The 12237-nt window shown below is 74.1% G+C and carries 12 protein-coding genes and 1 pseudogene; 9 read left to right on the top strand and 4 right to left on the bottom strand.

Annotation, left to right across the window (positions count from 1 at the left end; all coding sequences use genetic code 11):
- Positions 1-31 precede the first annotated feature (31 nt).
- The 4 genes from QNH85_RS02320 (at position 32) to QNH85_RS02305 (ending at position 2822) form a co-directional block, all read left to right on the top strand.
- Positions 32-1222 carry a phosphoglycerate kinase gene (locus tag QNH85_RS02320; protein ID WP_282944273.1) on the top strand — a complete coding sequence of 397 codons (1191 nt, stop codon included), beginning with the start codon at positions 32-34 and terminating at the stop codon, positions 1220-1222.
- A 3-nt stretch (positions 1223-1225) separates the two neighbouring features.
- A complete protein-coding gene (gene tpiA, locus QNH85_RS02315) occupies positions 1226-2014 on the top strand; it encodes a triose-phosphate isomerase (protein WP_282944272.1) in 789 nt (262 codons plus the stop codon).
- A gap of 195 nt (positions 2015-2209) precedes the next feature.
- A complete protein-coding gene (gene secG / locus QNH85_RS02310) occupies positions 2210-2452 on the top strand; it encodes a preprotein translocase subunit SecG (RefSeq protein WP_213284233.1) in 243 nt (80 codons plus the stop codon).
- A gap of 13 nt (positions 2453-2465) precedes the next feature.
- Positions 2466-2822 carry an RNA polymerase-binding protein RbpA gene (locus QNH85_RS02305; protein WP_213284234.1) on the top strand — a complete coding sequence of 119 codons (357 nt, stop codon included), beginning with the start codon at positions 2466-2468 and terminating at the stop codon, positions 2820-2822.
- An 80-nt stretch (positions 2823-2902) separates the two neighbouring features.
- Here QNH85_RS02305 and pgl read toward each other — a convergent pair whose 3' ends face one another.
- Genes pgl through tal form a run of 4 tightly spaced genes read right to left on the bottom strand, consistent with a single transcriptional unit; the run spans position 2903 to position 7252 of the window.
- Positions 2903-3685 (bottom strand): 6-phosphogluconolactonase, encoded by a 783-nt coding sequence (gene pgl / locus QNH85_RS02300; RefSeq protein WP_282944271.1) that lies wholly within the window; start codon positions 3683-3685, stop codon positions 2903-2905.
- Entirely contained in the window at positions 3682-4599 is a 918-nt protein-coding gene (locus tag QNH85_RS02295) for a glucose-6-phosphate dehydrogenase assembly protein OpcA (RefSeq protein WP_282944270.1), read from the bottom strand. Before QNH85_RS02295 ends, pgl begins: the two co-directional genes overlap by 4 nt.
- Positions 4596-6137, bottom strand: coding sequence for a glucose-6-phosphate dehydrogenase (gene zwf / locus QNH85_RS02290; protein WP_213284237.1), 1542 nt, complete (start codon positions 6135-6137; stop codon positions 4596-4598). The genes QNH85_RS02295 and zwf overlap by 4 nt, the downstream gene beginning before the upstream one ends.
- The gene (tal, locus tag QNH85_RS02285; protein WP_213284238.1) at positions 6134-7252 is read right to left on the bottom strand and encodes a transaldolase; all 1119 of its coding nucleotides are present in this window, start codon (positions 7250-7252) and stop codon (positions 6134-6136) included. The genes zwf and tal overlap by 4 nt, the downstream gene beginning before the upstream one ends.
- 328 nt (positions 7253-7580) lie before the next feature.
- Between tal and QNH85_RS02280 the strand changes: the two genes are divergently transcribed.
- The 5 genes and pseudogenes from QNH85_RS02280 (at position 7581) to scpB (ending at position 12129) form a co-directional block, all read left to right on the top strand.
- Complete coding sequence (locus QNH85_RS02280) at positions 7581-8537, top strand: heme o synthase (protein WP_213284239.1); 957 nt, start codon at positions 7581-7583, stop codon at positions 8535-8537.
- A gap of 28 nt (positions 8538-8565) precedes the next feature.
- On the top strand, positions 8566-9609 hold the full coding sequence (gene xerD, locus QNH85_RS02275; protein ID WP_282944269.1) for a site-specific tyrosine recombinase XerD: 1044 nt from the start codon (positions 8566-8568) through the stop codon (positions 9607-9609).
- A gap of 29 nt (positions 9610-9638) precedes the next feature.
- Positions 9639-10506, top strand: a pseudogene (locus QNH85_RS02270) (ParA family protein).
- On the top strand, positions 10490-11425 hold the full coding sequence (locus tag QNH85_RS02265) for a segregation and condensation protein A (RefSeq protein WP_428830339.1): 936 nt from the start codon (positions 10490-10492) through the stop codon (positions 11423-11425). Before QNH85_RS02270 ends, QNH85_RS02265 begins: the two are co-directional and overlap by 17 nt.
- Positions 11422-12129, top strand: a complete 708-nt coding sequence (scpB, locus tag QNH85_RS02260; RefSeq protein ID WP_282944268.1) for an SMC-Scp complex subunit ScpB — start codon at positions 11422-11424, stop codon at positions 12127-12129. Before QNH85_RS02265 ends, scpB begins: the two co-directional genes overlap by 4 nt.
- The last annotated feature ends 108 nt before the right edge of the window (positions 12130-12237 follow it).

Raw genomic sequence — 12237 nt, 5'->3', positions numbered from 1 at the left:
CGGTCGGCCCGACGGAGCAAGGTAGGAGAGCATGAAGACCATCGAGGACCTCGGCGACCTGCGCGGCAAGCGCGTGCTCGTCCGTTCCGACTTCAACGTGCCGCTGGACGGCACGACGATCACCGACGACGGCCGCATCCGCGCCGCGCTGCCGACCCTGAAGCGCCTGCTCGACGCCGGCGCCCGGGTGGTCGTGACCGCGCACCTCGGACGCCCGAAGGGCGAGCCCGACCCGAAGTACTCCCTGGCGCCCGTCGCCGCCCGCCTGGGCGAGCTGCTCGGCCAGGACGTCACGCTGGCGCAGGACGTCGTCGGCGAGTCCGCGCAGGCCACCGTCGCCGCGCTGCAGGACGGTCAGATCGCCCTGCTCGAGAACATCCGGTTCGACGCCCGCGAGACGTCCAAGGACGACGCCGTGCGCGGCGAGCTCGCCGACGAGCTGGCCCAGCTGGCCGACGCGTTCGTCTCCGACGGGTTCGGCGTCGTGCACCGCAAGCAGGCGTCGGTCTACGACGTGGCCCTGCGCCTGCCGCACGCGGCCGGCACCCTGGTGCTCGCCGAGGTCGAGGCGCTGCGCAAGGCCGTCGAGGACCCGGAGCGCCCCTACGTGGTCGTGCTCGGCGGCTCGAAGGTCTCCGACAAGCTCGGCGTCATCGCGAACCTGCTGACCAAGGCCGACAAGCTGCTCATCGGCGGCGGCATGATGTTCACCTTCCTCAAGGCCCAGGGCCACGAGGTCGGCGCGTCGCTGCTCGAGGAGGACCAGGTCGAGACCGTGAAGGGCTACCTCGCGCAGGCGCAGGAGTCCGGCGTCGAGATCGTGCTCCCCGTCGACGTCGTCGCGGCCGACGGCTTCGCGGCCGACGCCCCGCACGAGACGGTCGACGCCGACCAGATCCCCGCCGGCAAGATGGGCCTGGACATCGGCCCGAAGTCGGGCGAGCTGTTCCGCGAGGCGATCCTCGGCGCGAAGACCATCGCGTGGAACGGCCCGATGGGCGTCTTCGAGTTCGACGCGTTCGCGGCCGGCACGAAGGCCGTCGCGCAGGCGCTCGTCGACACCGACGGCTTCTCGATCGTCGGCGGTGGCGACTCCGCCGCGGCCGTGCGCCGGCTCGGCTTCGACGAGGCCGGCTTCGGCCACATCTCGACCGGCGGCGGCGCGTCGCTGGAGCTCCTCGAGGGCAAGACCCTCCCCGGCATCGCGGTCCTGGAGGCCTGACCCATGGCACGTACCCCCCTCATCGCGGGCAACTGGAAGCTCAACCTCGACCACCACGAGGCCGTGCACCTGGTGCAGAAGCTCGCCTGGACCCTGAAGGACGCGAAGCACGACTTCTCGTCCGCCGAGGTCGTCGTCCTGCCGTCGTTCACCAACCTGCGCTCCGTGCAGACCCTGGTCGACGCCGACAAGCTCGAGATCGGCTACGGCGCCCAGGACGTGTCGCAGCACGCGTCCGGCGCGTACACCGGTGAGGTGTCCGCCGCGCAGCTCGCGAAGCTCGGCGTCACCTACGTGGCCGTCGGCCACTCCGAGCGCCGCGAGTACCACGCCGAGTCCGACGCGGTCGTGGCCGCCAAGGCCGTCGCGGCGTTCGGCGCGGGCATCGTCCCGATCGTGTGCGTCGGCGAGGGCCTCGAGGTCCGCAAGGCCGGCGAGCACGTCGCCTACACGCTGGCGCAGCTCGAGGGCTCGCTCGCGGGCGTCACCCCGGAGCAGGCGAAGTCCGTCGTCATCGCCTACGAGCCCGTCTGGGCCATCGGCACCGGCGAGGTCGCGACCCCCGAGGACGCGCAGGAGGTCTGCGAGGCCGTCCGCAGCAAGCTCGCCGAGCTGTACTCGGCCGAGGTCGCCGACGCGGTCCGCGTCCTGTACGGCGGCTCCGTGAAGTCCGGCAACGCCGCGCAGATCATCGGCAAGCCCGACGTCGACGGCGCGCTCGTCGGCGGCGCGTCGCTGGACGCCGAGGAGTTCGCGAAGATCGCGCGCTTCCAGGAGCACGCGGGCGCCTGAGGCACCCACGGCGCGGGTGCGGGCGACGGTCACCGACCGCCGCCCGCACCCGCACCTGCGTCACCCGCACGCGGCCGCCCGGCCTGTCGTGCTGGATTCCACGGCGCGGCGTCGCCTACCCTGGACCGCGATCCACCTGATGACCCCGACCCACCCCGGGCCGGGCCCCCGAAGCCAAGAGAGTCAGACACCGTCGTGACAGCCCTCACCATCGCCCTCCAGGTCGTCCTGGTGGTCGCGAGCCTGCTGCTCGTCCCCCTCGTCCTGCTGCACAAGGGCAAGGGCGGTGGGCTCTCGGACATGTTCGGCGGTGGCATCACCAGCAGCGCCGGCAGCTCCGGCGTGGCCGAGCGCAACCTGAACCGCATCACCGTGGGCGTCGCCCTGGTGTGGGCGGTCGTCATCATCCTGCTCGGCCTCGTCGAGCGCGTCAGCTGAGGGAGTCGGCGACATGGCGAGCGGAAGTGCGATCCGGGGATCCCGCGTCGGTGCGGGCCCGATGGGCGAGGCCGAGCGGGGCGACGCCGCCCCGCGGGTGTGGATCTCCTACTGGTGCTCCAACGGCCACGAGACCCGGCCGAGCTTCGCCGAGGAGGCCGCCCTCGAGGCCCCCGAGCTGTGGGACTGCCCGCGCTGCGGGTTCCCGGCCGGCCAGGACCAGGCGAACCCGCCGTCCCCCGTCCGGAACGAGCCGTACAAGACGCACCTGGCCTACGTGAAGGAGCGCCGCTCCGCCGAGGACGGCGAGGCGATCCTGGACGAGGCGCTGGCCGCGCTCCGCGCCCGCCGCGGCGGCCGGCTCCGCTGACCCGAGCCGCACCCCGTACGACGCCGGAAGGGCCCCGCAGCGCGCTGCGGGGCCCTCCGGCGTTCCTGGGTGCGGCGGCGTCAGGCCGCGCCGGGGTCGGCGCCGACCTGGGCGACCGCGGCGGCGTCGACGAGCCACAGCGTCGCCTCGGTGCCGTGGGCGCCCGCGGCGGGGGTCTGCTCGACGGGGGAGTCGGCGAGGGCCGACGCGACCGCCCCGGCCTTCTCGGCGCCCGCCGCGACGACCCACACCTCACGGGCCGCGCGGATGGCCTCGAACGTGAGGGACACCCGCTCCGGCGGCGGCTTGGGGGAGCCGTGCACGCCGACGGCCGGGACGCCGGTGGTGCCGACGGCCTCGTGCCCGGGGAACAGCGACGCGACGTGCCCGTCGGGTCCCATGCCGAGCATGAGGACGTCGAACGTCGGCACGTCCGCACCCTCGGGGGCGAACGCGGCGAGCTCGGCGGCGTAGGCCGCGGCCGAGTCCTCCGGGGTCGTGACCCCCGCGGCGGCGTCGAGCGGCCGCATCGGGTGCACGTTCGCGGCGGGGAGCGCGTCGCCCAGCGCGGAGATCAGGGCCTCGCGCGCCTGCGTCTCGTTCCGGTCGGGGTCGCCGTCCGGGAGGAACCGCTCGTCGCCCCACCAGAGGTGCACGCCGGTCCAGTCCACCGCCGCGCACGCCGGCGACGCGGCGACCGCGGCGAGCGTGCGGATGCCCACCGTGCCGCCGGTGAGCACGACGTGCACCGGCGCGGCCGCCGACTGCAGGTCGACCAGCCGGGTGATGAGCCGCGCGGCCGTCGCCTCGGCGAGGACCGTCGCGTCCGGGTGCACCAGGACGGTGCGCGGGGCGCCGGTCACGCGCCGACCTTCGTCAGGCCCTTGCGGATGACCTCGCCGTAGACCTCGTCGGCGTCGAGCCGGCGGAGCTCCTCGGCCAGGCACTCGCGCAGCTGGCGGATCGGCAGGGCGATCCGGTGCTCCGGCTGGTCCGGCTGGCGCAGGGCGGCGGTCTTGCCGTCCGGGCGGTCGAGCACGATCGAGCCGGACCTGCGGTCGAGGCGCACCTGCGTGATCGCCGGGGCGTCGGCCTGCCGCTCGATGTCGACCGGGCAGTTCAGCGCGAGCCCGAGCCAGGCGGCCATGAGGTCGACCGACGGGTGCGTGCTCTCGCCGGACACGACCGCGCGCTGCACGGGCTCGAACGGCGGCTGGTCCAGGGTCGCGGCGATGAGGCCGCGCCACAGCGTCGTCCGGGTCCACGCGAGGTCGGTGTCGCCGTCCGCGTAGGTGGTCGCGAGCTGGTGCAGGGCCTTCGACGGGCTGGTCGCCTCGGTGCTGTCGGTGATCCGGCGGCGCGCGAGCTGCCCCAGCGGGTGCTGGGACGGGTCGGCCGGCACGTCGTACGGCCACCACGCGACGATCGGCGCGTCGGGCAGCAGCAGCGGCAGCACCAGGGTGTCCAGGTGCCGGGCCTGCGCGGCCGACGGGTGCAGCAGGACGACCTCGGAGGCTCCGGCGTCCCCGCCGAGGCGGATCTGCGCGTCGAGCTCGGAGTCGGCGCCGGGGCCCTCCTCGGTGAGCACGATGACGCGGCACGGGTGCTCGCGGCTCGCGTCGTTGGCCGCCTCGATGGCGTCCTCCGGGTCGTGGGCGCCGACGTCGATGATGAGCGTCAGCACGCGCCCGAGGGCGACCGCGCCGCCCTCGTCGCGCTCCTGGACCAGCCGCTTGTTGATGTCCCGCGTGGTGGTCTTCGGCAGGTCGATGATCACGGTCGCCTCCAGGCTCGTCCGTCGCGCTCCATCATGCGGTCGGCCGACTCCGGCCCCCAGGTGCCCGCCCGGTACGGCTCGGGCTTGCCCTTGCTCGCCCAGTAGGACGTGATGGGGTCGAGGATCTTCCAGGAGAGCTCGACCTCCTCGTGCCGCGGGAACAGCGGCGGGTCGCCCAGCAGGACGTCGAGGATCAGGCGCTCGTAGGCCTCGGGGGACGACTCGGTGAAGGCGTGGCCGTAGCCGAAGTCCATCGTGACGTCGCGGACCTCCATGGCGGTGCCCGGGACCTTGGCGCCGAACCGCAGCGTGACGCCCTCGTCCGGCTGGACGCGGATGACGAGCGCGTTCTTGCCGAGCTCCTCGGTCGCGGTCGACTCGAAGGGCAGGTGCGGCGCCTTCTTGAACACGACGGCGATCTCGGTGACGCGCCGGCCGAGGCGCTTGCCGGTCCGGAGGTAGAACGGGACGCCGGCCCAGCGGCGGGTGTCCACGTCCACGCGGATGGCGGCGAAGGTCTCCGTGGTCGAGTTCGGGTCGAAGCCGCCCTCGTCCAGGTACCCGACGACGCGCTCGCCGCCCTGCCACCCCGCGGCGTACTGCCCGCGGGCGGTGTGCTTGCCGATGTCCTTCGGCACGCGCACGGCCGAGAGGACCTTGATCTTCTCGGCGGTGAGGTCGTGCGCGTCGAACGTGACCGGCTCCTCCATCGCCGTGAGGGCGAGGAGCTGCAGCAGGTGGTTCTGGATGACGTCGCGCGCCGCGCCGATGCCGTCGTAGTACCCGGCGCGGCCGCCGACGCCGATGTCCTCGGCCATCGTGATCTGCACGTGGTCGACGTAGTTGGCGTTCCAGATCGGCTCGAACAGCTGGTTCGCGAAGCGCAGCGCCAGCAGGTTCTGCACCGTCTCCTTGCCCAGGTAGTGGTCGATGCGGAAGACGTCGTCCGGGTGGAACACCGAGGACACGACCTCGTTGAGCTCGCGCGCCGACTGCAGGTCGTGCCCGAACGGCTTCTCGATCACCACGCGGCGCCAGGCGTCCTCGACGGACTCGGACAGGCCGGAGCGGGCGAGCTGCTTGCACACCACCGGGAACGCGCTCGGCGGCACCGACAGGTAGAACGCGTGGTTGCCGCCGGTGCCGCGGGAGACGTCGAGGTCCTCGACGGTCTGGCGCAGGCGGTCGAACGCGTCGTCGTCGTCGAAGGTGCCCTGGACGAACCGGATGCCCTCCGACAGCTGGCGCCACGTGGCCTCGCGGAACGGCGTGCGCGCGTGCTCCTTGACGGAGTCGTGCACGATCTGCGCGAAGTCCTGGTCCTCCCAGTCGCGCCGGGCGAACCCGGTGAGCGCGAAGCCGGGGGGCAGCAGGCCGCGGTTGGTGAGGTCGTACACCGCCGGCATGAGCTTCTTGCGCGCGAGGTCGCCGGTCACCCCGAAGATCACGAGGCCCGAGGGCCCGGCGATGCGGGGGAGCCGGCGGTCGCGCGGGTCGCGGAGGGGGTTGTGCTCCGCGGTGACCTTCGCGGGCCTCACTCGGTCACCTGGTCCAGGCCGCCGGTGACGGTGTCGAGCAGCTCGGTCCAGCTGGCCTCGAACTTCTCGACGCCCTCGCGCTCGAGCTGGTCGGTGACCTCGTCGATCTCGATGCCGAGCGCCGCCAGGCCGTCGATGACCTGCTGCGCCTCGGCCTGCGTGCCCGTGACGGTGTCGCCGCGGAACTGGCCGTGGTCGGCCACCGCCTGCAGGGTCGCCTCCGGCATGGTGTTGACGACGCCGGCGACGACGAGCTCGTCGACGTAGCGCGTGTCGGGGTACGCCTTGTCCTTCACGCCGGTGGACGCCCAGAGCGGGCGCTGCGGCTTCGCGCCGGCCGCCGCGAGGGCCTGCCAGCGCTCGCCGGCGACGACCTCCTCGTAGACGCCGTAGGCGAGGCGGGCGTTCGCGATGGCCGCCTTGCCGCGCAGCTCGGCGGCCTCGGGGGAGCCGATCGCGTCGAGCCGGGGGTCGATCGCGGCGTCGACGCGCGAGACGAAGAAGGACGCCACGGAGGCGATCGGCGCGAGGTCGTGGCCGTTGGCCTTCGCCCGCTCGAGGCCCTCGACGAACGCGTCCAGCACGAGGCGGTAGCGCTCGAGCGAGAAGATCAGCGTGACGTTGACGCTGATGCCGTCGGCGAGCACCTGCGTGATCGCGGACAGGCCCTCGCGCGTCGCGGGGATCTTGATGAAGAGGTTCGGCCGGTCGACCGTCGACCACAGCGCGCGGGCCGAGTCCACGGTGCCCTGGGTGTCGTGCGCCAGGCGCGGGTCGACCTCGATCGACACGCGGCCGTCCACGCCGTCGGTCGCGTCGTAGACGGGCCGGAGCACGTCGGCGGCCTCGCGGACGTCGTCGGTGGTGATCGCGAAGACCGCCCCGTCGACGTCGGTGCCCTGGGCCGCGAGCTGCTTGAGCTGCTCGTCGTACGACTCGCCCTTCGCCAGCGCGCTCGCGAAGATCGTCGGGTTCGTCGTGACGCCGACCACGCGGCGCTGGGCCACGAGGTCCTTCAGGTTCCCGGTGCGCAGGCGCTCCCGGGACAGGTCGTCCAGCCAGACCGCGACGCCCGCGTCGGCCACCTGGTCGAGCGGCGTGGTGCCCTCAGTCATCGTTCTTCCACCTCACTCCCGCCCCGGCCACGGACCGGGACGTCGACGGACGGGTGCCCGGTCGGGGGGCCGGGCGCCGCTCACGCCCGGCCCCCCGAAGAAGCAGAGCCGAGCGTGCTCTTCGAGCGTAGACCCGCTGCTGGGGCTGTGCCGGTCGGTCCACAGGCCGACGCGCCACGGGGCGACGGACGTCACACCCCTGGGACCGAGGTCCCAGGCGCTGCGGAGCGCCCTCTGCCGGTGAAAGGCACGTACGATGGCTCAGATCATCCGCGGGACCTCGGTCCGCGCGGGACGACGACGGGCGGAGGACCGGAGCGTGCGCACGATGAGCCCAGCGGCTCCCGCCGGTGCCTCCTCCCGACCCCAGGCCCGTCCCGGCGACGCCGCCCAGGGCCGGACCCTGCGCCGCCGCGTCGGTGCCTACGTCGCGCTGACCAAGCCGCGCGTCATCGAGCTCCTGCTGGTCACCACGCTGCCGACGATGATCCTCGCGCACGGCGGCTTCCCGTCGGTGGGGCTCGTGCTCGCCACCCTGGTCGGCGGCGCGGCCGCGGCCGGGTCGGCGAACGTCCTCAACTGCTACCTGGACCGCGACATCGACCAGGTGATGAACCGGACCAAGCGCCGGCCGCTGGTCACCGGCGAGATCACGCCGCGGGCGGCCCTGCTGTTCGGCCTGCTGCTCGGCGTCGCCTCGCTCGCGTGGCTCGCGCTGGTGGTCAACGTGGCGTCCTCGCTGCTGACGGGCGCCGCGATCCTCATCTACGTCGTCGGCTACACGATGATCCTCAAGCGGCGCACGCCGCAGAACATCGTGTGGGGCGGCGCGGCGGGCTGCATGCCGGTCCTCATCGGCTGGTCGTCGGTGACCGGCGGGGTGTCCTGGGCGGCGGTGCTGCTGTTCGGGGTCATCTTCTTCTGGACGCCGCCGCACTACTGGCCGCTGTCGATGAAGTTCCGCAAGGACTACGCCGCGGCCGGGGTGCCGATGCTGCCGGTCGTCGCCGCCGAGTCGAAGGTCGCGAAGGAGATGATCGCCTACACGCTGGCGATGATCGCCTGCTCGCTGCTGCTGGTCCCCGTCGCCGGGATGACCTGGGTGTACGCGGTCGTCGCGACGGTGCTCGGCGTGTGGTTCCTCTGGTCGTGCATCGGCCTGTACCGTCGCGCCCAGGACCCGTCCCGCGGCAAGCTCCGCGCGATGTCGGTGTTCCACGGGTCGATCACGTACCTGTCGCTGCTGTCGGTCGCGGTGGCGGTCGACGTGTTCCTCCCGTTCTGACGCAGGAGGAACCGGGGAGGTCGGCGGCATGGCGGACGGCCCCGGGACGCCCGTCGCTCCCGCCCCGCCCGTCGCTCCCGCCCTGCGCGCGGCCCTCGACGGCTACCTCGCGCACCTGACGGTCGAGCGCGGGCTCTCCGTGAACACCCTCGGCGCGTACCGCCGCGACCTCACCCGCTACGTCGAGCACCTCGAGCGCAGCGGCCGGGCGGCGGTGGCGGACGTCGCCGAGGCGGACGTCGAGGACTTCCTCACCGCGGTGCGGACCGGCACCGACGGCCGCGCGGTGCTGTCCGCGTCGTCGGCCGCCCGCGCGGTGGTCGCCGTCCGCGGCTGGCACCGGTTCTGCGTGCTGGAGGGCCTGAGCGCCGCCGACCCCGCCCGCGCGGTGCGGCCCCCGCAGCAGCCCCAGCGGCTGCCCAAGGCCATCTCGACGCACGACGTCGAGCGGCTCCTGGAAGCCGCGTCGCTCGGCGACGGCCCGGTGCCGCTGCGCGACCGGGCGCTGCTGGAGCTCGTGTACTCGACGGGCGCGCGGATCTCCGAGGCGGTGGGGCTCGACGTCGACGACCTGGACCTCACCGAGGGGCGCGCCTCCGTCCGGCTGTTCGGCAAGGGCAGCAAGGAGCGCGTCGTCCCGGTCGGCGCGTACGCCGTCGAGGCCGTGGAGGCCTACCTGGTGCGCGCGCGCCCGGCGCTGGCCGCGTCCGGGCAGATGAGCCGCAGCGGGGGCGCGGTGTTCCTCAACACCCGCGGCGCCCGGCTGTCGCGGCAGAGCGCGTGGGCGGTCCTGCGCACCGCGGCGGAGCGGGCGGGCCTCGACGGCGCCGCGCACGTCTCGCCGCACACCCTCCGGCACTCGTTCGCCACCCACCTGCTGGCCGGCGGGGCGGACGTCCGCGTCGTGCAGGAGCTGCTCGGGCACGCGTCCGTCACGACGACGCAGATCTACACGAAGGTGACGCCCGACACCCTGCGCGAGGTGTACGCGACGAGCCACCCGCGCGCCAGGCGGGGGAGCGCCACCGGAACCGGGACGCAGCGCGCCGCCACCGGCGCGGGGAGCCGCTGACCCGGGTCGCGCTCCGGTAAGTTGTGCGGGTGGCACGCGAGGAGACGACCGAGACCGTTCTCGACCCGGTGGGCAGGGCCCTGCCCGACTTCCCCGTCCCCCGCCCCCCTCGCCGCGCACGGCCCAGCCCGCGTGATCGCGATGTGCAACCAGAAGGGCGGCGTCGGCAAGACCACGACGACCATCAACCTGGCCGCCGCCCTCGCGGAGTACGGCCGGCGGGTGCTCGTCGTCGACTTCGACCCGCAGGGCGCCGCGTCCGTCGGCATGGGCGCGAACCCGCACGAGCTCGACCGGACGGTGTACGACCTGCTGGTCGACCGGCACGTGCAGATCGGCGACCTGATCCTGCCGACGTCGACCCCGGGCGTCGACCTGCTCCCGGCGAACATCGACCTGTCCGCCGCCGAGGTGCAGCTGGTCAGCGAGGTCGCCCGCGAGTCGATCCTGTCCCGCGTGCTGCGGCCCGTGCTGGACGACTACGACGTGGTGCTCGTCGACTGCCAGCCGTCCCTGGGCCTGCTGACGGTGAACGCCCTGACCGCCGCGCACGGTGTGCTCATCCCGCTGGAGTGCGAGTTCTTCGCGCTGCGCGGCGTCGCGCTCCTCGTCGAGACCATCGAGAAGGTCCGCGACCGGCTCAACCCGCGCCTCGAGGTCGACGGCATCCTCGCGACCATGTACGACCCCCGCACGCTGCACGCCCGCGAGGTCGTCGCCCGCGTGTACGAGGCGTTCGGCGACACCCTGCTGCACACCGTCATCGGCCGGACCGTGAAGTTCCCCGACGCCTCGGTGGCCGCCGAGCCGATCACGACCTACGCGCCGACGCACGCCGGGGCGCACGCGTACCGGCAGCTGGCCCGGGAGCTCGTCGCCCGTGGCGACGCCGCCTGACACGGCCGCGCCGGCGGCGCCCGCCGCACCAGCCGAGCAGCCCGCCGCGCCGGTCGGCTCCAGCGCCTTCGAGGTGCACCTGGAGAACTTCTCCGGGCCGTTCGACCTGCTGCTGGGGCTGATCTCCAAGCACAAGCTCGACATCACCGAGGTGGCCCTGGCCGCCGTGACGGACGAGTTCATCGCCTACATCCGGGCCGCCGAGCGGTCCGTGCCCGGCGGGGGGCGCACCTGGGACCTCGGCCAGGCGAGCGAGTTCCTGCTCGTGGCGGCGACCCTGCTCGACCTCAAGGCCGCGCGGCTGCTGCCCGCCGGGGACGTGGAGGACGCCGAGGACCTGGAGCTGCTGGAGGCCCGGGACCTGCTGTTCGCGCGGCTGCTGCAGTACCGGGCGTACAAGGTCGTCGCCGCCGACATCGGCGCGCGCCTCACCGAGCAGGGCAAGCGGTACCCGCGCACCGTGCAGCTGGAGCCGCACCTCGCCGCGATGCTGCCGGAGCTCGTGTGGAAGATCGGGCCCGCGGAGCTCGCCGCGCTGGCCGCGAAGGCCCTCGCGCCGCCGCCCCCGCCGCCGGGCGTCGACATCAGCCACCTGCACGCGCCGGCCGTCAGCGTCCGGGACCAGGCGGCGCTGCTGGCGGACCGCCTGCGGCACGGCGGGGCCACCACCTTCCGCGCGCTCACCGCGGACGCCGGCTCCACGCTCGTCGTCGTCGCGCGGTTCCTCGCGCTGCTCGAGCTGTTCCGCGAGGGCGCCGTCGGGTTCGAGCAGGTGACGCCGCTCGGCGAGCTGACCGTCCGGTGGACGGCGACGGGCGAGGGGGACGTGGCGGTGACCACGGACTTCGACGAGGGCGACGCCGGGCCGGACGCCGACGGGGCGGGCACCGGGGGACCGGACGAGGGGACGGACGCATGACCGAGGACGCGACCGCGGTGGACGAGCTGCGGGCGGAGGCCGTGGACCTGCCAGCGCGCGCCGACGAGGCCCCGCGCACCGACGAGGCGCCGCGCGCCGACGAGCCCGTGCCGGACGTCGACGACCTGCCCGGCGGCGCGCTCGCCGCGCTGGAGGCCGTGCTCATGGTCGCCGACGAGCCGGTCCCCGCCGTCCGGCTCGCGACGGTGCTCGGGCTGCCGACGCCGGACGTCGAGGGGCTGCTGGCGACGCTGGCCGCCGAGTACCGCGGGGAGCACGGCGGCCGGCCCCGCGGGTTCGAGCTGCGGCAGGTCGGCGACGGCTGGCGGATCTACTCCGCGCCGGCGTACCACCAGGTGGTCGGGCGGTTCGTGCTCGACGGGCAGTCCGCCCGGCTGACGCAGGCGGCGCTGGAGACGCTGGCGGTGATCGCCTACCGGCAGCCGGTCACGCGCGGGCAGGTCTCGGGGGTCCGCGGGGTGAACGTCGACGGCGTCGTGCGGACGCTGACGGCTCGGGGTCTGGTCGCCGAGGCGGGGACGGATCCGACCACTGGTGCGGTCCTGTACCGGACCACGGGATACTTCTTGGAGCGGATGGGCCTCACGGACCTCGAGGAGCTGCCCCCGCTCGCCCCGTACCTGCCCGACATCGATGCGTTCGAGGGCCTGGACGGGGCCGACGGTACGACAGGAGACGTGTGATGAGTGCAGCAGGACAGGGCGGCCGGGGCCGTGGCGGAGCGGGCGGCGGAGGCGGCGCGCGCGGAGCCGGCGGCGGTGCGGCGGGCCGGTCCGGAGGATCGGGCCGGC

It is taken from the genome of Cellulomonas endometrii, from assembly GCF_949769265.1.
GTDB classification, from domain to species: Bacteria; Actinomycetota; Actinomycetes; order Actinomycetales; family Cellulomonadaceae; genus Cellulomonas; species Cellulomonas endometrii.
The sequence above is the reverse complement of the archived record's forward strand: the minus strand, read 5'-3'. Positions and strand labels throughout refer to the sequence as shown.